Raw genomic sequence first — 19,813 nt, 5'->3', positions numbered from 1 at the left:
ATTTCCTTTTGTACTCATATGTGTACCGCATAATAATACCCCCTCTACTGGGTGTCCAGTAAAGGGGGTACATATCAGGTCCGGGCGCTCCGTTTTATTTCTCACCGCTTGCTGCCCCAGTACAACAGGGCCACCGTACCGGGGCCGGTGTGGGCTCCGATGATGGGCCCCATATAGACGATGTCGATTTCAATGCCCGGATGCCTCTCCCGGAGCTGGCCGGCCACGAACTCCGCGTCCTCCAGGCACGCGCCATGCCCCAGCATCACCGTGCCGTCCAGTTCCGGCGCCCAGGTCTCGTCAAACCGCTCCACCAGAGCGGAAAGTGCCCGTCGGCGCCCCCGCACCTTATCCACGTTCTCCAGATGTCCGGTCTCATCTACCCTCAGGATGGGCTTTACTTGGAGCGCCGTGCCCACAATGGCCGTGGCGGCGGAGATCCGTCCGCCACGGCGCAGATGCTGCAGATCGTCCACGGTGAACCAGTGGCATACATGGAGGCGGTTTTCCTCCAGCCAGGCCGCCGTCTCCTCCAGGCTGTGTCCCTCCCGCTGCATCTTGGCCGCCCGGCGGGCCAGGAGTCCCTCGCCGGCGGAGGCGCACAGAGAGTCCACACAGATCAGCTTCCGCTCCGGGTATCGTTCCCGCAGCTCCTCCATACAGGTCTGGGCCGCCATGATGGTCCCGGACAATCCGGAGGTAAAACAGACATACAGGACATCCATCCCCGCCTTCAAAAACCGCTCAAAGCAGCTCTCATAGACGAGAGGATTGATCTGGGAGGTGCTGGCCCGCTTTCCCGCCTGGAGCGCACGATAGAATTCGGCCTCTCCCAGATCGCCGCCCACCGGAGCATAGGAGTACCGCTTTCCTTCGATCTCCACATCCATGGGCAGCATCTCCAGCCCGCTCTCCTGCATCAGCTCCGCATTCAGGTCCGCAGTGGCGTCGGTTATGATCTGGTAGGTCTTTTCCATCGCTTTTACTCCTTTCCTGTCCCGTGGGATTCCGCCCACAGCGCGTCGGCCGTCCCCTTCCAGGCGGCGGCGTACGGTTCACATTTTTCACACAGGTGCGCGGCGCTCTCCGGAGACTGTAGGTCCGTGGACTTCGCCCCCGTCTCCTGCACCAGCGACCGCAGCCGCTCCGGGTTCTCCAGCATGGGGCAGGGGCGCAGGTGGTTCTGGTTGAAGGGCTGATTGTCATGATAGGCCATGAAGAGAGGGCTTTGAAGCGCCTCCAGCAGCGTACATTCATGGATGTTGCAGTTGGAATAGTGGATGAAGACACAGGGCTCCACATCTCCGTTGGCGTTGATGTGCAGATAGTGCCGCCCGCCGGCGATACACCCACCAATGTACTCTCCGTCGTTCTGAAAGTCAATGGCAAAGATGGATTTGGTCTGACGGAAGGCCCGGATGCGGCGGTACATCTGGGTGCGCTGCTCCGGGGTAAGGAGCAGCTCGGTGGAGGCGTCGTTGCCCACCGGCATATAGTGGAAGAACCAGACGAACATGGCGCCGCAGTCGATGATCTTGTCGTAATAGGCCTCGCTGCTCACATCCTGGTAGTTTTTGCTGGTATAACAGGTGGATATCCCAAAGGGCAGCTTGTGGGACTTGAGGAGAGCCATGGCGTCCATGACCTTCTGATAGACGCCCGCTCCCCGGCGTCCGTCGTTGGCGGCTTCGAACCCCTCCAGGCTGATGGAGGGGATGAAGTTCTTTACGCGCAGCATTTCCTGACAGAACGCCTCATCGATGAGCGTCCCGTTGGTGAAGGAGAGGAACTCACAGTCCGGGTGCAACTCACACAGGCGGATCAGGTCATCCTTGCGGACCATAGGTTCCCCGCCGGTGTAGATATACATATAGGTGCCCAACTTCTTCCCCTGGCGGATGATGGAATCCAAGGTATCCAGGTCCAGGCTCAGATTGTGGCCATACTCGGCGGCCCAACAGCCGGTACAGCGGAGGTTGCAGGCAGAAGTGGGGTCCAGCAGGATAGCCCAGGGCACATTACAGTTATACTTGGCCATGTTCTCCTCCTGCGTGGCGCTCCCCTTCAGGCTGGCGTTGATAATGAAATTTTGGAAAAACGCCTTGCGGACGCCAGGATCCAGTTCATAAAAGCGCAGGATGAGCTGATACCAGTTGTTTTTTGCCGCGATGGCCTCCCGAAAGGCCCTGCGCTGAGGGACATACCAGTCCTCCGGGCAGAGCCTGTCCACCAGGTCCATGACCTTGGGGATGTTTCCCTCCGGGTCCTTTTCCAAATAATTGAGGGCCGTACTCACAGCGGCGGTAATGGCGGCACTCTTTGCCTTCTCCGTGACAGTCATGGCTGCATTTCCATCCTTTCTGCGCCTGTGTTCCCGCTGCGCGGGCCATCTCACAGGTCTTTCAGCTTACCTCTATCCTATCGGAGACCTCCCCTCCTGTCGCCGGACAATCACACCGGTCTGTAGGATTTTTCGACACTTTTCGAGAGTGTCACCTTTTGGGACATTCAGGACGTTTTGTCCCTTTTGGTCCGCCGGGGGTTGGAATAGGATAGACGTGTAAGTCTGGAAAGGGGGACGCCGATATGGAGTCAAGGGCGCTGTCCAGGGCCATGGTGGAGTCCGTCGTGGACCGGAGCCTGCGTGAAATCGTCTCGGACCCGGACCGTAGTCTCCGCAAGCTGGTGGATCTGGGCAATCTGCTGGCCCGCGGGCGCTCTCAAAAGGAGTCCTTTTCTCTCCTGAGCAGGGTATTGGAAAACGAGGGGAGCCCCTATTATGATATGGTCCGCCGCATCGTTCAGGAAGTGGACCGGGAAAAACTGAAATGCTTCGGGATCAATCTGGGCTGGGAGAGCTGGACCGTGGGAGCCGGCCGCATCCGGGCCCTGGAGGGGGAGCGACACTACAACATTCCGTGGTGCCTCACCTTCCGACTGGGCGGACAGCCTTGGGCACTGGGCGCGGAAGACTACCGGGCGCTTCTCCTCCAGGGACAGGAGCTGGGAATCTGCTCCTATTTCTTTTTCGCGGAAGAGCCCGGCGCCGACCCTGGGTTTCTCCCGGAGCTGGCCCTCCAGTTCAGCCGCTGCGCGTTTTTCCTGTTCCTTCCCCCGGCGGCCCTCAAGGAGCCTCTCCTCACGGCGGCCTCCCGGTGCGGCAATCTGATGCTCTTGCTCCGGACGGACGCGGACATATGGCGCGCCCCCGACAGCCGTCTCCGAAGCGATGGATGCCTGCACGGGCTCTATCGCACCTATACGTGTGAGGAGGACGCCGCGGACATCACATCCGGCGGCTGGCTTAACGCGCTGGGCGGGGACGCGGGACCGGCCATCTTCTATGTCCCCGCCCGGAGTTGCCCTCCGTCCGTCCAGGAGGCGGTCCGGCGCTATGCCCTGGATGCCAGGACTGCTCAGAGCTGCTCCTCTTTCCCTGTGGAGTACATCTCCGACCTGCTGCTGGTGGACCACATCATCTCCGATGAGCCCTGCTTCCTCTCCGTCGCGCCGGACGGCACCGTCTGCGGGAGCCGGACCGGGCGCGAGACGGTCCTGGACGCCTCTCTGCGCTCCTCCACCCTCACAGAGGTCCTGGAACGTTTCTTTCCATGGGTCTCGTAAGGCGGCGGGCATTTTCTCCGCCGCCCTCCCCCAGGATCGACAGCGCCCGTCCGTGCAGACCACACGGACGGGCGTTTCTTTCGTCTCTCTATTGTCCACCAAGCTTCTCCAGGGTAAGACGCGCAAGGCGCACAGCGATCTCCCGGAGCTGTTCCAGATACTCCTTCGGATGGATCTGCACACCCTCGGTGAGCCAGCGGATCAGCGACATCAGGATGGCATCGCTGAAAAAGGTGATATAAAAGTCGGCATTCTCCACCCCGTCAAAGACGTCCTTCGAAAAGAAGGAAATCAGTGGCGTAATGGCTTCACAAAAATATTCCCGAAAGGAATTCTGTCCCTCGATCTGCATCGCACAGCGGTAAAATTCCTTCTCCTCGTAGAAATAAGTACACATATCTGCCAGAAGCTTCCATCCAGCAGTATAGTTTTCGGGACGGATGGACTGGAGGAATTCCGTATCGAAGATCCAGTTGACCAGATCGTATTTGTCCCGAAAATGATAATAAAAGCTCTTTCGGCTCATCCCGCAGGCGTCGCAGATATCCCCCACGCTGATTTTGGAGAAGGGCTGCTTTGCCATGAGTTCCTTCATGGTCTGTGCCAGCGCCTTTTTTGTGATATTGGAGTCGGGCATACCGTCACCTCCTCAGCCAACGGAAACGCTTAACCTCTTTTCTTGGAAATTATATCATTTTGGACTTTTTTTTGCAAGCTTCGACCTCTGTGCAATTGACAGGCCGCGCGCACTCAATTTCTTTTTTCATTTCGCCCCGCCATTGTGACGTCGACGATCCATCCCCGGGAACGGAAGCGGCGGACCCCCGCGCCCAGCTTGGCCGCCTGCTCCATAAAGACCCCCACATAGACCCAGAAGATGCCCCACCGGAGCCCCAGCCCGAAGAGCGCCGCCAGGGGGAGCGCCACGCACCACAGCGGCAGGATATCGATCAGCATGGCGGCCCGCACATCTCCTCCGCCCCGGAGCACCCCCACGGTATTGGTGGTGTTGAAGGCCCGCAGGGGCATGGCGGCAGCGGTGAACGTCAGCATCATCGTGGCAATCCCGGCCGCATTCTCAGAAAGCCGGAAAAGTGGATAGACCACAGGCGCCAGGAACAGCCGGGTGGCAGCCAGCAGCACCAGCCCAATGCCAAGCCCGCAGAAAAGGGCCAGCGTATCCATGGCGGCTCCCACTTGATAGACCGTCCCGGAATCCCTGCCGGAGCCGATCTCCCGGCCTACCGTGATGCCGGTGGTCCCGGCCATGGCAAAGATGGCCACCAGACAGATGTCCTCGATGTTTCCGGCCAGGGCCCGAGCCGCCAAGATCTCGGTGCTCCCCTCCATATGGCCCATGATCACCTTGTAAAGGGACGTCCCCAGCCCCCACATCCCCTCGTTGAATACCACAGGGCCGGAATAGTGGATGAATTTCCGGACGATCTCCCTCCCCGGACGGATCAGGCAGGAGAGCCGGAGACGAAACCGCCTGTTGCCGCCGGCGTACACCGCCATGGCTGCGAACTCCACCACCCGCGAGATGAGGGTCGCCAGGGCGGCACCCTTCACCTCCAGGCGCGGCGCGCCCAGGTTCCCAAAAATAAGCACCCAGTTGAGCGCCGTATTGGTACACATGGATATGGTAAATACGACCAGCCCCAGACGGGGGTTTCCCATGCTGCGGTGGGCCCCCACGTAGATGCCGGTGAGGCTGTTGAAGAGGTAGGAGGGACCCACGATGCGGGCATATCCCGCGGCAATCTCCACCAGCGCGGGGTTATCCGTCAGCATCCCCATGAGCTGTCGGGGAAAGAGTCCCATGGCCAGGGCAAAAAGGACGGAGATGGCCCCCGCCACATAACAGCCAATCCCCATGACCCGGTTGATACTCTCCACATCTCCTTTTCCCCAATACTGGCTGATTAGCACCGAGGACCCGCTCTGCAGGCCGAAGATGACCAATTGGATCACAAAGACCGGCACGTTGGCCAGCGTCACCGCTGCCAGCGGCGCCTCACCCAGCGCTCCCACCATGAAGGTGTCGATCAGCCCCAGCGAGGTGGTAATCAGGTTCTGGAGAATGATGGGAACGGCCAGCGTCACCACTCCCCGGTAAAACGCCGGGCCCCGCTTCAGATAGTCGAACAATTCCTCACCTCACCCCGCAGCAATGCGCGTGTTTTTGATCTCGGTCAGGGCTTCCGTCAGCGCCTTTGCCTCCTCCCGGGTGCTGTCCGGACAGAAGGAGACCCGCAGCGTTCCCATAAGCTCCCGCTTGGGCCGTCCGGTGGCGGCAAAGACATGGCTGGGCTTGCCCCTGTGGCAGGCCGACCCGGAGGACACACAGATCCCCCTGTCGCTCAACTCTCGCACCAGCATCTCGCTGGGATAGCCGGGCAGAGAGACGGCACAGATGTGAGGCGCGTCTCCCCGGCTCACCACCACCGCGTCTGGGATCGCCGCTTCAAGCAATTCCAAAAAGTAATTTTTCGTGTCCGACATACGATTTGTATAGTCTTCCCGGTGCTCTGCCCACACCCTGCACGCCGCGGCCAGGGCGGCGACCTGCGCCGTGGGCTCGGTGCCGGGCCGGAGCCCGCTCTCCTGTCCGCCGCCGCGCAGCAAGGGCTTTAGCTTTATGCCCTTTCGGATATAAAGCGCGCCGATCCCCTTCGGGGCGCGGACTTTGTGTCCGCTGATGGTGAGCAGATCCGCCCCCAGCTCCTCCGGCGTGAAGGGCACCTTGAGAAAGCCCTGGACCGCGTCGGTGTGCAGGAGGGCCGGGCTGCCCGCGCGGCGGATGGCCTGCGCCGCCTCCCTAACGGGCAGGATGGTGCCCAGCTCGTTGTTCACCAGCATCATGGAGACCAGTACGGTGTCGGGCCGGAGCGCGGCCTCCAGCCCAGCGATATCGATGTGTCCGGACCGGTCCGGCCGCAGATAGGTCACGTCGTACCCCTGCCCCTCCAGTTCCCGCAGGGGCTCCAGCACGGCGGAATGCTCGATGGCGGTGGTGATGATATGCTTTCCCTTCCGCCGTCCGTACTCCACGGCCCCCCGGATCGCCCAATTGTCCCCCTCGGTGCCGCAGGAGGTGAACACCAGCTCCTCCGGCAGGCAGCCCAGGGCGTCCGCCACCGCGGCCCGGTCCGCGCTGAGCCGCTCCGCGGCCTGTGCGCCGAAGGCATACCCCGAGGACGGATTCCCAAATGCCTCCGTCATGACCTCCAGCGCCGCCTGAGCCGCCTCAGGACACACCCGCGTGGTGGCCGCATTGTCTAAATAGATGCCCATGCTTTTCTTTCTCTCCCCTGTTCCCGGCTTTCTGCCGTACCATTCTACCGCCCAAACGAAGCCCCGTCAAGCCGACAGATGTTTGTGCCCAACCGCCCCAACCGCTTTCGGCCCACTTTCTTACATTTTTGAAGGTTGACATACCCGCCCCTGGAAGATATACTTAATTCCGACAGAAATAGAAGGGTTTCCAACTCTCCCAAATGACGATAGAAAGGAACAACGCTATGAGTGCCATTCAACTGCGTGAGGGCGTCTGGTCCGTGGGCGTTCTGAATCCCGCGCTCCGGGTGTTCGATATTGTGATGGAGTCCAGGTATGGGACTTCTTATAATGCTTATCTGGTGACCGGCGGAGAAAAGACCGCCCTCATCGAGGCCGTTCACAAGGACTACTTTGAGGATCTGGTCTCCAACATCGAGGAGATTCTCCCTGTGGAAAAGCTGGATTATCTGATCATGAACCACACCGAGCCCGACCACTCCGGCGGCGTCCGTGCCCTGCTGGACCGCTGCCCCAACCTCACTGTGCTCTGCTCCAGCTCCGCAAAAAAATTCCTCACCTCCATTGCCAATGAGGAATTCCCCTGCCGCGTGGTGAAGGACGGCGATACCCTGGACCTGGGCGGCAAGACGCTGCGGTTCATCAGTGCGCCTCTCCTCCACTGGCCCGACTCCATCTTCACCTGGGACGAGGCGGACAAGACCCTCTTTACCTGCGACTTCTTGGGCTGTCACTTCTGTGAACCCTCCATGCGGGATACCGGCATCCATCCGGAGTTCCGCCGCTACTATGAGGCGGAGCTCCTCAACTACTTTAACTGTATTTTTGGCCCATTCAAGCCCGCCGTGCTGGACGGCCTGGACAAGATGCCCGCCGGGGTGGAGCTGGTGTGTACCAGCCACGGTCCCACCCTCTCCCAGTCCATCGGCTATGTGAAGGACTGCTACCGCCAGTGGGCCGCGCCCGCAGTCCGTCCCGGTGGGAAAAAGACGGTGGGCATCATCTACTGCTCCGCCTACGGCTGTACCCGCGCTCTTGCCGACGCCGCAGCCAAGGCGCTGACCGCCGACGGGATGCAGGTGACCACCCTTGACGTGGTCTTTGCCGCCCCGGAGACTGTGTCCGCTCTGGTAAACGCCTGTGACGTGGTCCTCTTCGGCACGCCTACCATCAACCGGAACGCCCCCGAGGCCATCTGGAATGCCGTCCACGGTGTGGACGCCATCAATACCCGCGGGCGGGCCGCCGGCGCTTTCGGCTCCTTCGGCTGGACCGGCGAGGCCGCCGGCATGGTCCAGGAGCAGCTCAAGCAACTCAAGTTCAAGACTGTGGAGGCCCCTTTCAAGGTCTGCTTCACGCCCACCGAGGCCGACCTCACCGCCATGGCGGAGTGGGCCCGCGGGGTGGCAGACCTGGTCAAAGCTCCGGAGTCGGTCAAGCCCAAGGCGCAGAAGTACATCTGCAAGCTCTGCGGCTATATTTACGATCCCGAGACGGGCGACCCGGATCGTGGCGTGGCCCCCGGCACCGCCTTTGAAGATGTACCGAAGCTGTGGACCTGTCCCCTGTGCGGAATGGACAAGGCCATGTTCAAGCCCCTGGACTGAGGGAACGCCTCTGCCGGAAGCGCAGCACCCCGGCGGCAAAATGGCATTGCGTCGGGCAGGAAGGGAAACATCACTCGGGCGGATGGCCAACAGAGAAGCGCTGTCCCCCCAAAATTCACGAAAATGGACACCATTTAAAATGGTGTCCATTTTTATGCCCTTTTTGGGGCGGTCGTTTCCAGAGGGGGAGAAAATTATGCCCCCGCCGGGCGCACAGGAAAAGACCGCAGGGAAGCAGCGTATCTTTGCGCCTGTTTGCACATAAACATCAGTTATTTTAAAAGCATACTATTGATTTTCCGATCACAATCTGTTAAAATGACTTCCATGAAGGGAGCTGATACAATGGTCAACAAGGATAGCTGCGGACATCTTATTAAGCAAATCCATGGAGCTTTAGAAAAAAGTGCAAATAATGCCCTGCGAAGTAATGATATGACGATGGCCCAGGTAGACGCACTGATGCTGTTGAATGATTCCCCCGAAAAACAGATGTCCCTAAAACAAATGGAGCAGCTCATGCATGTGGCGCAGTCGACCGCGGCCGGAATTATTGTGAGGCTGGAGCAAAAGGGCCTGATAGAAAGCTTTGGGGACCCCGGAGACAAGCGCGTCAAAATGATTAGAATCACGTCACAGGGAGAAGCACGGTGTATCCAATCTGAACAGCATATGGCGCAGGCGGAATCCAGACTGTTGTCTGCCCTGACGGATACTGAAAAAGATATTTTTCGTGCTTTGTTGAAAAAGGTTGGAGATTCTCTTCTGTAAATGCCTGCCGGAAAAGCGGGCATTTACGCTGAGCATATCAATAGCTAGCTTTTAATATGATGCGAACAAAAGGAGCGATAAAAATGGATCAGAAGAGGGACCTCGAAGGGTTTGCGTCCGGCCCGGTTTTTACTTTGGTTCTGAGAAACGCCATTCCGGCGATGGCCGCCATGCTCATGGTATTGATTTACAACCTGGCAGATACCTTTTTTATTGGTCAGACCCATGATGCGATCCAGGTGGCAGCGGTATCGCTGGCAACGCCTGTGTTTTTAATTTTTATGTCTGTCGGCACCGTGTTTGGTATTGGCGGAACTTCTGTCATCTCCCGTGCTCTGGGGGAAGGGCGCAAAGAATACGCAAAAAAAGTCAGCGCCTTTTGTATGTGGGGCTGCGTGATCGCGGGCAGTGTAATGTCTCTATTTTTCTGGCTCTTTATGGAGCAAATTCTTGGACTGGTCGGTGCAACTCCGGACACATGGGAACTTGCAGAAAGCTATTTGAATCTTGTCTGCCTGAGCGGCCCATTTGTCCTCATTTCCAACTGCTTCTCCAACATCTTACGGGCGGAAGGTCAGTCCGGCAAGGCCATGATGGGACAGTTGCTCGGCAACCTTCTGAATATCATCCTCGACCCCATCATGATTTTGGGCTTTGGCTGGAATATCGCCGGCGCAGCCATTGCAACGGTGATCGGAAATATTGTGGGTGCGGGTTACTATCTGCTGTACTTCTGGCGCGGAAAATCAATGCTCAGCATCCGGCTGAAAGATGTCTCACGAAACGATAAAGTATGCAGCAGCGTCCTGGTGATCGGAGTCCCCGCCTCCCTGGGCTCTCTGCTTATGAGCGTATCGCAGATTGTTGTCAACGGGCAAATGTCCGCTTATGGCGACATGGCGTTGGCGGGAATCGGCGTGGCGATGAAAGTCACCATGATCACGGGCATGGTATGCATTGGCCTTGGGCAAGGCGTCCAACCGCTGTTGGGCTACTGCGTCGGGGCAAGGCTGTGGGAACGCTATCAAAAAATACTCAAATTTTCGCTGCTGTTCGCTTTCGCACTTAGTACCGTACTGACGTCGGCCTGTTACCTATGCTTGGATCAGATCATCCACGCATTTCTCACGGACCAAAATGCCTTTGCGTATGCTTTGCGCTTTGCTCGGATCCTGCTGTCCACCAGTTTCCTGTTCGGCGTATTTTATGTACTTACCAACTCCTTGCAGGCTATGGGCGCGGCCAAGGCCTCTCTCATCATCAGTTTGAGCCGTCAAGGGCTGATCTATATTCCGGCACTGTTCCTTTTACAGGCGGCAGTAGGCGTCAACGGCCTTGTGTGGGCGCAGCCGCTGGCAGATGTGTTGTCCATTATCTTGGCGGTGATCCTGTGCGCGACCACAACAAAGCAAATGATGCGGAAACCGATAGAAACCGAAGGCACCATTTCATGACAGCGGCTCTGCCCGCGCAGATGAAAGCCTTCCGCCCTGGCGGCTGCTTTCACCGCCGGGGCGCTGTTTTGTGGCTTGACAATTTGAATTCAAATAAAAGGAATTTGACCGGCGGCTCTCCCTCGCCCAGCGGGTGAGGCTCTCCTGACCGGGATCAAAACAAGCGTACCGCGCCCCAATGGGGCGCGGTACGCCTTTTTATGTACTCACTCCATGCCCAAAATGGCGATGCCCACGGCGGCCACGGCGATGACCGCGTATTGGCCCCTGGTGAGCTTTTCCCTCAGGATGATCCGGCTCCACAGCAGAGAGGCAATGCAGTAGGAAGAGATCATGGGGGCGGCCACCACGGCGTTGGCCCCGATGGCAAACACATAGGCAAACTGTCCCGCGGTCTCGCACAGCGCGCCCACGATCTTGGGCCGCTCCGCGGAGAGGCGGATGCGCTGCTTTTTGACCACCACCACATAGACGAAGGCGAACACCGCCATCAGCAGGAAGGTGAACTCATAGGCGATATTGGCCTGCTCCTCGGCGATGACGGTGTCCAGCAGCAGCGCGTCCACAAAGGTCCCCAGGCCGTCGATGGCACAGTAGAGGAGGGGGAACACGATGGCGATGACGCTGCGGGTGTGCTTTTTGTCGGGGGTGAAGCCCTCCGCCTCCCGGAGCGCGTCGTCCTTTTTCTTCTCAATGTACGACAGGGCAAAGACCCCGGCGCATACCAGCACCACGCCGAAGAGCTGGAGGCCGGTCATGGTCTCGCCCAGGACGAGGAAGCACAGCAGGGCGGCCACCGCTCCGGAGGAATTGCACACGGGGGAGGAGATGGACAGCTCGATGTACCGCAGCCCGGCATAGCCGATGACCATGGAGGTGATGTAGCAGAAGGACGCGGGCAGATAGGTTACGATGTCCCCCAGGGAGAAGGGGGTGCCGGTGGCGATCATGAAAACGGCATGGAGCCCCATGACCACGCCCACCGCCATGACCATTTTCCAGTGGCTGTACGTGTCCTCCGGCTTGGCCCCCATCTTGGAAAAGAGGTCGGAGCCGCTCCAAAAGAGGATCGCGATCAGGGAGAGAAGAAACCAATTCATATTTTGTTGTCATCCTTTCCTTTTCAATCCATTGGGAAGGATGCCCTCCGGAGGCGGCCTGCGGGGAAATCGGGTATTGTGCCAGCACTGGATACGTTTGATGGGACGCCGGTTCAAAGCAAAGGCCACTTCCTTTCTCGGGGCTGGAGCTTTTCGCTCCAAAACCGCCGGCGGATATTATATCTGATTTCCGGCACGGACGCAATCATAAAATATCGCTATTGGATAGAAAAGGCCGGTGGATGTGCCCGTCATCCACCGGCCCTCTCCTTTTTTCTCTCATTGTAGACCTGGATCACATGGTCCACTGCCTCCCGTTCGCTCCCTGTAAGGCGGCGGTACTCGCCAATCAGCCTCCGCTCCTTCTCCGTCATATCCAGGGTCATCACCGGAAGGGCCTCGCCGTTGAGCAGTACCCACAGGGATACGTCCAGCGCATCGGCGATCTTCTGCGCCGCCTCTAAAGATACTGCATGTACGCCTTTGATATAGCTGCTAATCATGCTTGGCGAAATTCCTGTTGCCTCAGCAAGATCCTTCTGGTGTAACCCCGACCAGTCGAGTACCTCTTGGATTTTTTCTCCAAGCGTCATTCCGCCTCACCTCTTGCTAGCATTATATGCAAGAGGTCGCCTTTTACTTTTTTAATACTGTTATAATTGATTTAAATCAATTATAACAGTATTGACAAAAAAGATTTTATATTGTAAAATGTAAATATAAACCAGGGAATAAAAGGATTTTTAAGGAGTGTGTGTCAAATTATGAAATCAACTGGTATTGTACGCAGGGTAGACGAGCTGGGACGTATCGTGCTTCCCATGGAGCTGCGCAAGTCCATGGAGATTGATGAAAAGGCTCCCTTGGAAATCTACGTGGAGGGGAACTCCATCATTCTGAAAAAGCATCAGTGTACCTGCGTTTTCTGCGGAGAGACGGCGGACCTGCTCTCCTTTCAGAATAAGTACATCTGCCCCGCCTGCCTGAAGAAGCTCCACGCCCTGTAAAAAATCGCCACCCCGTCCGGGGCGGCGATTTTTGATCCCTCGCTTACAGCTTTTTGGCGGGCACGCCCCAGATGTTCCGGGCGTACTCCCGGATGCTGCGATCCGCGGCAAAGATGCCGGACCGGGCGATGTTCACCAGCGCCATCCGGTTCCACCGGCCGGGGTCCCGGTAGGTGCGGCCCGCCCGCTCCTGGGCCTCCCGGTAGCTCTCAAAGTCCGCCAGGAGCATATACTCGTCGGCGGGGCCCCCCTTTCCGAAGAGGAGGCGGTTGGTGATGTCGGCATAGCCCACCCCGTCGTCAAAGCCGCGGGTAATCTGGTCGATGACCGCCTTGAGAAATTCATCGTGCATGTAGTACTCATAGGAGCGGTAGCCCTTGGCCTTTTTCTCCGCCACCTCGTTGGCCTTAAGCCCGAAGAGGAAGATATTCTCGTCCCCCACCTGCTGGTGCATCTCCACATTGGCGCCGTCCAGCGTGCCGATGGTCAGGGCGCCGTTCATCATGAACTTCATGTTGCCGGTGCCGGAGGCCTCCTTGCCGGCGGTGGAGATTTGCTCGGAGAGCTCGCTGGCGGGCATGAGCTTTTCCGCCAGGGAAACCCGGTAGTTCTCCAAAAACACCACCTGGAGCCGGTCCTTGCAGGCCGGGTCGGCGTTCACGGTGGCGGCAAGGGAGTTGATGAGGTGGATGATCTCCTTGGCCACGGAGTAGCCCGGCGCCGCCTTGGCCCCGAAGAGATAGACCCTGGGGGTAAACTCGAAGTGGGGATCGGCCTTGAGCCGCTGATAGAGATAGGTGATGTGCATGACGTTGAGGAGCTGGCGCTTGTACTCATGCAGGCGCTTCACCTGCACGTCGAATATGGCGTCGGTATTCAGCAGGACCCCCGACTCCCGGGCCACATAGCCGGCAAAGCTGCGCTTGTTCTCCGCCTTGATCTCAGCCAGGCGATTGAGCACGCTGGCATCCTCTTTATATCTCTCCAGTTGGACAAGCTTTTCCGGCTGGAGCAGATAGGCGTCCCCGCCGGCGCACTCCCGGATCAGCGCGTCCAGCTTGGGATTGATCTCGCTGAGCCAGCGGCGGTGGTCGATGCCGTTCGTCACGTTCTTGAACTTTTCAGGCGTCTGGACATAGACATCATGGAAGGTCTCCCGCTTGAGGATATCCGAGTGGAGCGCGGATACGCCGTTCACCGCGAAGCAGGCGCACACACAGAGGTTGGCCATGCGCACCTCTCCGCCCCAGATGACGGCCAGATCCCGCACTTTGGACTGGTCGCCGTGGAAGTACTCGTTGAGATGCGCCTGATAGCGGTTGCTGATCTCCACCAGGATCTGCCACACCCGGGGCAGCAGGGTCTCTATGAGCTGCTGCGGCCAGCGCTCCAGGGCCTCTACCATGATGGTATGGTTGGTATAGGCAACAGTATGGGTGACGATGTGCCACGCCTCATCCCAGCCATACCCCTCCTCGTCCAGAAGGATGCGCATGAGCTCGGGGATGACCAGCGTGGGATGGGTGTCGTTGATCTGGATGACGTGCTTCTGATGGAAATTCCGCAGGGTGCCGTACTCCGCCTTGTGCTGGCGGCAGATGCACTGGACCGTGGCGGAGACGAAGAAATACTGCTGCTTCAGGCGCAGGGACTTGCCCTCATAGTGGTTGTCCTCGGGATAGAGGATCTTGGCAATGGACTCCGCCATGGCCTGCTGCTCCACCGCCTTGAGGTATTCTCCCCGGGAGAAGAGGGACATGTCCAGCGGCGTGGGGCTCTTGGCGTCCCACAGCCGGAGGACGTTGACATGCTCGGTGCCGTAGCCCGCGATCTCCATATCCTTGGGCACGGCCAGCACATCGCTGCCCCCCACATAGGCGACCCGGTGGCTGCCGTCCTCGCCCCAGATGTCCCTGACCTCGCCGCCGAAGTGGACCCGCTCGGTCTCGTCCACCTTGGGGATCAGCCAGCAGTCGGCCACGTCCAGCCAGTTGTCCGGGAGCTCCACCTGTTGGCCGTCCACGATCTTCTGCTTGAAGAGGCCCAGCTCATAGCAGATGGAGTAGCCGGTAGCGGGGATCTCCAGGGTGGTCATGGACTCCAGATAGCAGGCGGCCAGGCGGCCCAGGCCGCCGTTGCCCAGACCCGCGTCGGGCTCCACCTCAAAGAGGTCGGGGGCGGAGAAGCCCAGGCCCTCGACGGCCTCCTTCAACTGGGGGAGGACCCCCAGGTTATAGGCGTTCTTCTCCAGGGAGCGGCCCATGAGAAACTCCAGGGAGAGGTAGTGGACCTGGCGGGCGTGGCTGTCCCGGATGCGGCTCTCGGTCTCCAGCTCCCGGGCGGACATAATATCCCGGAGCACCAGGGCGCATGCCCGGAACATGTGGACGGGGGTGGCCTCTTCCACTTCCCGGCCGAAATTCCGGCGCAGCTTGCCGATGATCTGCTGCTCCAGCTCTTTTTTGGTGTATTTCTTCGCCATGTGTATGTCTCCATTTCAAAAGGATCGGAGCAGGGACGCAAACGGCGGGGGTCCTCCCCCCGCCTCGTCTGCGTGTGTCTCCGTGTAAGGGTACAATTTTGCGGCAAAAGTCTATCACAGGGGGCCCCGCCCTGTCAACTAAACATGTGCTTATGGCCCGTTTGAAGATTGAAACCATACCCGGAGCTTGGGGTCCCATCCGTCGCCGTGGGGCTTTCCCGCTCTCATGCCGTTTTTTCACAGGCCTTCGGGGGAGCCCAGGACCGAGACGTCCGGCGCTCAGTCCGCCGGCGTCTCCTTCTTTTTCCGCGCCGCCGGCTTTTTTGTTCCGGCCGTACCGGCGCCGGAGGACGCTTTTTTCGCGCCGCCGGAGGTGGCAGGCTTCCTGGCCGCCGCCTTCCTGACCGCGGGCCTCCTCACAGGCGCGGCGGGGGGCTCCGGCACAGGCTCCTCCGCGGGCGCGGGGGCGGGATGCTCCTCCGCCACAGGCGCCTCGTCGGGAATGGGGACCTCCGTCGGTGCAGGCGCCCCGGCGGGGGCGTGGAACTCTGCCTCCGGGCGCGGAATCCCGGTGATCTGGTAGTACACGCCCTCGTACTCCCGGGCGGGCTCGTTCCAGCTAAAGTCCCGGGTCATGCCGTTATGCTGGAGGCCCCGCCAGGCGCTCTTATCGTTGTAATAGAGGTCCACGGCCTCCCCCAGCACCCACACCATGTCGTGGGCGTTGATGTCGGCAAAGGTAAAGCCGTTGTCCCCAAATACCCCGTGGGGGACCACCGTATCCTTGAGTCCTCCGGTCTCCCGGACCACCGGTACGGTGCCGTACCGCATGGCGATCATCTGGGAGAGGCCGCAGGGCTCGGAGATGGAGGGCATGAGGAACAGATCCGCGCCGCCGTAAATGGCGGTGCTGAGAGCGGCGGAATACTGGATGCGGGCAGAGAAGCGGCTGGGATACTGGGCCTCCGCATGGCGGAACGCCTCCTCAAAATTCCACTCGCCGGTACCCAGCACCACCATCTGCACATCCATATTCATGATCTCTGGGATGGCGGCGGCCACCAGTTCGAAGCCCTTGTGCCGGACCAGACGGGAGACGCAGGCGATGATGGGCACATTAGGGTCCTCACGCAGCCCCACCGCCCGCTGCAGCGCGGCCTTGCAGGCGGCCTTCCCGCCCAGATCGTCGGGCGTGAAGGCCGCGGCCAGCCCGGCACCGTTGGAGGGGTCGTAGAGGTCCACGTCCAGGCCGTTGAGGATGCCCTGCAGCTTCCAGCGGTTGTCGGTCACCACGCCCTCCAGACCGTGGGCATAGAAGGGATACTGGAGCTCCTGGGCATAGGTGGGGGAGACCGTGGTCACATAGTCGGCGGCATAAATGGCCCCCTTCATCAGATTCACGTCCCCGTGATAGGCCAGCATATGCTCATTCATATACCCGCGGTTCAAACCCAGCAGGTCCTCCAGCACCTGGTCGCCGTAACGCCCCTGGTACTCGATATTGTGGATGGTGAACACGCTCTTGCTTCCCCGCAACTGCCAGACCCGTTCCCGCTCCTCCAGGAGGTAAATGGGCACCAGGGCGGTCTGCCAGTCGTTGCAGTGGATGACGTCCGGGTGCCAGTCCAGGTGGGCCGGCGTCTCGACGACGGCACGGGAGAAAAAGGTGAACCGCTCGCCGTCGTCATAGTGGCCGTAGACCTCGGCGCGTTTGAAATAATATTCGTTGTCCACGAAGAGGTAGGAGATGTTGTCCTCCCGCAGCTCCAGGATGCCGCAGTAGGGCGTCCGCCAGGCCACCCGGCAGTTCCAGTGGCACAGGAGCTTCATTTTCTCCCGGTACTGCTGCGCCACGCCCTCATAGAGCGGGAGGATCACCTTTACGTCGTGTCCCATTTCGGCCAGCTTTTTGGGCAGGGAGCCGGCCACATCGGCCAGGCCGCCGGTTTTGATAAAAGGGGCTACCTCGGAAGAGGCGAACAGAATATTCATACTTGTCTCCTTTTCATATTCTCAGGGGTGATACACTGCGCGGCCGCCATATACGGGCCCTCCGCCCCATATGGCGGCCGCGTCCTTGTGCCGCTCCGGGGCCCGCGCGGCCCCACGGCGGCGCCCGGTCCCTTTCGTTATACTATACCACGGCGTTTTTTGCAATCGCCAGCGGGTAGGTCTCGTGACCCATCAGCATCCGCCCGGCGTTCACCTGCACGTTCTTGTCGGTGATGGCGTATTTGAGGGTGGCGCCCTGCTGGATGACCGTGCCCTGCATCAGGATGCAGTTTTGCACCTTGGCACCCTTCTCCACACGGACGCCGCGGAAGAGGATCGAATTTTCCACCTCGCCCTCGATGATGCAGCCGTCGGCCACCAGGGAGCTTTTGGACTTGGAGAGAGGGCCGTAATAGGTAGAGGGATTGGACATGTCCTTGGTCTTGACCGGACGCATAGGATTGAAGAGATCGGCCCGCACCGCCGGGTCCAGCAGTTCCATACTCCGGGCGTAATAGCCCGCCACGGACTGGAGCCGGGCGGCATAGCCCTCAAAGCAATAGGACATGATCTTGAGCCGGCCGCCCATATTGAGGAGCACGCCCTGGCTGAAGGAGGGGATATTATGGGCGATGCAGTACTCCACCAGGGAGATGAGCAGATCCTTCGACATGATGTACACCTCCATGGACTCGCAGCCCATGGGGTTGATGGGGTGGACGGAGACGTCGGTGATGACGCTGTTCTCATCCACGGTGAAGTAATCGGAGCTTCTGGGATCGCCCCTGGGGACGGGGGTGCAGACGGCGGTAATGTCCGCCCCGGTGCGCAGGTGCTGCTCAAAGACATCGTCCAGATCCAGGTTCACCGCCACATCGCCGCCGGAGAGGACCACATAGTCCTGACGGATACGCTCCAGGTAGGAATAGACACCGGCCAGGGCGTCCATACGCCCCCGGTATTCGCCCTCCCGCCGCTTGTCGGCATAGCCGAAGGGGGGCAGTATCCGCAGACCGCCGTGCTTCCGGGAGAGGTCCCAGTCCTTGCCGGAGCCCACGTGGTCCAGCAGAGACTGATAATTGGCGTGGACGATGAGTCCCACATCGGAGATGCCGGCATTTACCATATTGGAGAGCATGAAATCCACGATGCGGTAGCGCCCGCCATAGGGGATGGAGCAGGTGTTCCGGTGCTGGGAGAGCTCCCGGAGCTGCGGATTGGAGCGGTAGGCAAAGATGATCCCGTGCAGCTTGTTGGTCATTTCACCGCACCCCCTTTCACATTCCGGGTGATCATGGCCTTGGGGGGCACCACGGCCTTGTCCCCCACCTTGATCCCCTCGGCTACCACGGCGATGCCCCAGTCGTCAGGGGCGCCTTCCCCCTCCGGCGGCGCGCCCACCTTGGCCTCGGCGCCGATGACGGCGTTTTCCGCCACAATGGCGTACTCCACCGCGGCGCCTTCCCGCACCACCGCGCCGGGCATCAGGATGGAGTAGCGGACACTGGCCCCCTTCTCCACCTTGACCGAGTGGAAGAGCACCGAATTCTCCACCGTGCCGTCCACCTCACAGCCGCCGGTGACCAGAGAGTGGCTGACCACCGCGTCGGGGCCGGTAAAGTGAGGCGGGCGCGTGGGCGTGCGGGCATAGATGGGCCACTCCGTATCATAGAGATTGAAGCCGCTGTGGACGGAGAGCATATCCATATTGGCGTCCCACAGGGAGTCGATGGTGCCCACGTCCTTCCAGTAGCCCTCAAAGCGGTAGGCAGCCATCCGCTCCCCCTTCTCCAGCATGGCGGGGATGATGTTCTTTCCAAAGTCGTTGCTGGACTTCTCATCCGCCTCGTCCGCCACCAGATACTCCCGGAGCTGTTTCCAATTGAAGATGTAAATGCCCATAGAGGCGAGGTTGCTCTTGGGCCGCTTGGGCTTCTCCTCGAATTCATAGATCATGTCGTGCTCGTCCACATTCATGATGCCGAACCGGGAGGCCTCCTCCATGGGGACTTCCATGACGGAGATGGTACAGGCGGCGTCCATGGCCTTGTGATGCTCAAGCATCTTCTCATAATCCATCTTATAGATGTGGTCGCCGGAGAGAATGAGCACATAGTCTGGGTCATAGAGCTGGATAAAGCCGATATTCTGATAGATGGCGTTGGCGGTGCCCTTGTACCAGGTGCCCTTGTCCCCCTCCTTCACATAGGGGGGCAGGATATGGACGCCCCCGTCCGACCGGTCCAGGTCCCAGGGCTGTCCGTTTCCAATGTAGCCGTTGAGCTCCAGCGGCTGATACTGGGTAAGCACTCCCACCGTGTCGATGCCGGAGTTAACGCAGTTGCTCAGGGGGAAATCGATGATGCGGAATTTTCCCCCGAAGGGGACGGCTGGCTTTGCCACCCTGGACGTCAAGGCCCGCAGGCGGCTTCCCTGGCCGCCTGCCAGCAGCATGGCGACGCATTCTTTCTTCATC

General features: G+C 59.7%; 16 protein-coding genes. 5 read left to right on the top strand and 11 right to left on the bottom strand.

Features of this window, described 5'->3' with window-relative positions:
• Nucleotides 1-101 precede the first annotated feature (101 nt).
• Nucleotides 102-977 carry a DegV family protein gene (locus ABUA09_RS11695; protein WP_058118433.1) on the bottom strand — a complete coding sequence of 292 codons (876 nt, stop codon included), beginning with the start codon at nt 975-977 and terminating at the stop codon, nt 102-104.
• A gap of 5 nt (nt 978-982) precedes the next feature.
• Nucleotides 983-2,341: a radical SAM/SPASM domain-containing protein gene (locus ABUA09_RS11690; protein WP_058118434.1), complete on the bottom strand. Its 1,359-nt coding sequence runs from the start codon at nt 2,339-2,341 to the stop codon at nt 983-985.
• Between the two features lie 245 nt (nt 2,342-2,586).
• Here ABUA09_RS11690 and ABUA09_RS11685 point away from each other — a divergent pair, with 245 nt between their 5' ends.
• Nucleotides 2,587-3,624 (top strand): hypothetical protein, encoded by a 1,038-nt coding sequence (locus tag ABUA09_RS11685; protein WP_195608028.1) that lies wholly within the window; start codon nt 2,587-2,589, stop codon nt 3,622-3,624.
• A gap of 88 nt (nt 3,625-3,712) precedes the next feature.
• On the opposite strand, the gene ABUA09_RS11680 is transcribed toward ABUA09_RS11685, so the two are convergent.
• The 3 genes from ABUA09_RS11680 to ABUA09_RS11670 all read right to left on the bottom strand — a co-directional run bounded on the left by ABUA09_RS11680 (nt 3,713) and on the right by ABUA09_RS11670 (nt 6,921).
• Nucleotides 3,713-4,261 carry a TetR/AcrR family transcriptional regulator C-terminal domain-containing protein gene (locus ABUA09_RS11680; RefSeq protein WP_116722382.1) on the bottom strand — a complete coding sequence of 183 codons (549 nt, stop codon included), beginning with the start codon at nt 4,259-4,261 and terminating at the stop codon, nt 3,713-3,715.
• Nucleotides 4,262-4,374: 113 nt separating this feature from the next.
• Nucleotides 4,375-5,775: an MATE family efflux transporter gene (locus ABUA09_RS11675; protein WP_208319828.1), complete on the bottom strand. Its 1,401-nt coding sequence runs from the start codon at nt 5,773-5,775 to the stop codon at nt 4,375-4,377.
• A 9-nt stretch (nt 5,776-5,784) separates the two neighbouring features.
• Nucleotides 5,785-6,921: a cysteine desulfurase family protein gene (locus ABUA09_RS11670; protein WP_195614930.1), complete on the bottom strand. Its 1,137-nt coding sequence runs from the start codon at nt 6,919-6,921 to the stop codon at nt 5,785-5,787.
• Nucleotides 6,922-7,148: 227 nt separating this feature from the next.
• Here ABUA09_RS11670 and ABUA09_RS11665 point away from each other — a divergent pair, with 227 nt between their 5' ends.
• From ABUA09_RS11665 to ABUA09_RS11655, 3 genes are all read left to right on the top strand, one after another.
• On the top strand, nt 7,149-8,531 hold the full coding sequence (locus ABUA09_RS11665) for an oxygen-binding di-iron domain-containing protein (protein ID WP_195608030.1): 1,383 nt from the start codon (nt 7,149-7,151) through the stop codon (nt 8,529-8,531).
• 345 nt (nt 8,532-8,876) lie between these two features.
• Nucleotides 8,877-9,302, top strand: coding sequence for a MarR family winged helix-turn-helix transcriptional regulator (locus ABUA09_RS11660; protein WP_208319829.1), 426 nt, complete (start codon nt 8,877-8,879; stop codon nt 9,300-9,302).
• Between the two features lie 83 nt (nt 9,303-9,385).
• Nucleotides 9,386-10,756, top strand: a complete 1,371-nt coding sequence (locus tag ABUA09_RS11655; protein ID WP_208319830.1) for an MATE family efflux transporter — start codon at nt 9,386-9,388, stop codon at nt 10,754-10,756.
• Between the two features lie 206 nt (nt 10,757-10,962).
• On the opposite strand, the gene ABUA09_RS11650 is transcribed toward ABUA09_RS11655, so the two are convergent.
• A complete protein-coding gene (locus tag ABUA09_RS11650) occupies nt 10,963-11,856 on the bottom strand; it encodes a DMT family transporter (protein ID WP_208319831.1) in 894 nt (297 codons plus the stop codon).
• Nucleotides 11,857-12,107: 251 nt separating this feature from the next.
• Entirely contained in the window at nt 12,108-12,449 is a 342-nt protein-coding gene (locus ABUA09_RS11645) for a helix-turn-helix domain-containing protein (protein WP_349949374.1), read from the bottom strand.
• Nucleotides 12,450-12,620: 171 nt separating this feature from the next.
• On the opposite strand from ABUA09_RS11645, the gene ABUA09_RS11640 reads away from it, so the two are divergent.
• Complete coding sequence (locus tag ABUA09_RS11640) at nt 12,621-12,863, top strand: AbrB/MazE/SpoVT family DNA-binding domain-containing protein (protein WP_349949373.1); 243 nt, start codon at nt 12,621-12,623, stop codon at nt 12,861-12,863.
• 43 nt (nt 12,864-12,906) lie between these two features.
• Here ABUA09_RS11640 and ABUA09_RS11635 read toward each other — a convergent pair whose 3' ends face one another.
• From ABUA09_RS11635 to ABUA09_RS11620, 4 genes are all read right to left on the bottom strand, one after another.
• Complete coding sequence (locus ABUA09_RS11635; RefSeq protein ID WP_349949372.1) at nt 12,907-15,345, bottom strand: glycogen/starch/alpha-glucan phosphorylase; 2,439 nt, start codon at nt 15,343-15,345, stop codon at nt 12,907-12,909.
• A 279-nt stretch (nt 15,346-15,624) separates the two neighbouring features.
• The gene (gene glgA, locus ABUA09_RS11630) at nt 15,625-17,337 is read right to left on the bottom strand and encodes a glycogen synthase GlgA (protein WP_349949371.1); all 1,713 of its coding nucleotides are present in this window, start codon (nt 17,335-17,337) and stop codon (nt 15,625-15,627) included.
• A 142-nt stretch (nt 17,338-17,479) separates the two neighbouring features.
• Nucleotides 17,480-18,598: a glucose-1-phosphate adenylyltransferase subunit GlgD gene (glgD, locus tag ABUA09_RS11625; protein ID WP_033118095.1), complete on the bottom strand. Its 1,119-nt coding sequence runs from the start codon at nt 18,596-18,598 to the stop codon at nt 17,480-17,482.
• Entirely contained in the window at nt 18,595-19,812 is a 1,218-nt protein-coding gene (locus ABUA09_RS11620; RefSeq protein WP_075704585.1) for a glucose-1-phosphate adenylyltransferase, read from the bottom strand. Before ABUA09_RS11620 ends, glgD begins: the two co-directional genes overlap by 4 nt.
• Nucleotide 19,813 lies beyond the last annotated feature (1 nt).

Source organism: Intestinimonas sp. RTP31139st1_F5_RTP31139_211217, from assembly GCF_040226735.1.
Classification (GTDB): Bacteria; Bacillota; Clostridia; order Oscillospirales; family Oscillospiraceae; genus Intestinimonas; species Intestinimonas butyriciproducens.
The sequence above is the reverse complement of the archived record's forward strand: the minus strand, read 5'-3'. Positions and strand labels throughout refer to the sequence as shown.

Bases quoted from the DNA above. Each gene is read 5' to 3' on its own strand.
- ABUA09_RS11695 (WP_058118433.1), bottom strand. From the start codon at position 977: ATGGAAAAGACCTACCAGATCATAACCGACGCCACTGCGGACCTGAAT.
- ABUA09_RS11620 (WP_075704585.1), bottom strand. From the start codon at position 19,812: ATGAAGAAAGAATGCGTCGCCATGCTGCTGGCAGGCGGCCAGGGAAGC.
- ABUA09_RS11645 (WP_349949374.1), bottom strand. From the start codon at position 12,449: ATGACGCTTGGAGAAAAAATCCAAGAGGTACTCGACTGGTCGGGGTTA.
- ABUA09_RS11665 (WP_195608030.1), top strand. From the start codon at position 7,149: ATGAGTGCCATTCAACTGCGTGAGGGCGTCTGGTCCGTGGGCGTTCTG.
- ABUA09_RS11690 (WP_058118434.1), bottom strand. From the start codon at position 2,341: ATGACTGTCACGGAGAAGGCAAAGAGTGCCGCCATTACCGCCGCTGTG.
- ABUA09_RS11650 (WP_208319831.1), bottom strand. From the start codon at position 11,856: ATGAATTGGTTTCTTCTCTCCCTGATCGCGATCCTCTTTTGGAGCGGC.
- ABUA09_RS11655 (WP_208319830.1), top strand. From the start codon at position 9,386: ATGGATCAGAAGAGGGACCTCGAAGGGTTTGCGTCCGGCCCGGTTTTT.
- ABUA09_RS11660 (WP_208319829.1), top strand. From the start codon at position 8,877: ATGGTCAACAAGGATAGCTGCGGACATCTTATTAAGCAAATCCATGGA.
- glgD (WP_033118095.1), bottom strand. From the start codon at position 18,598: ATGACCAACAAGCTGCACGGGATCATCTTTGCCTACCGCTCCAATCCG.
- ABUA09_RS11640 (WP_349949373.1), top strand. From the start codon at position 12,621: ATGAAATCAACTGGTATTGTACGCAGGGTAGACGAGCTGGGACGTATC.
- ABUA09_RS11635 (WP_349949372.1), bottom strand. From the start codon at position 15,345: ATGGCGAAGAAATACACCAAAAAAGAGCTGGAGCAGCAGATCATCGGC.
- ABUA09_RS11685 (WP_195608028.1), top strand. From the start codon at position 2,587: ATGGAGTCAAGGGCGCTGTCCAGGGCCATGGTGGAGTCCGTCGTGGAC.
- glgA (WP_349949371.1), bottom strand. From the start codon at position 17,337: ATGAATATTCTGTTCGCCTCTTCCGAGGTAGCCCCTTTTATCAAAACC.
- ABUA09_RS11680 (WP_116722382.1), bottom strand. From the start codon at position 4,261: ATGCCCGACTCCAATATCACAAAAAAGGCGCTGGCACAGACCATGAAG.
- ABUA09_RS11670 (WP_195614930.1), bottom strand. From the start codon at position 6,921: ATGGGCATCTATTTAGACAATGCGGCCACCACGCGGGTGTGTCCTGAG.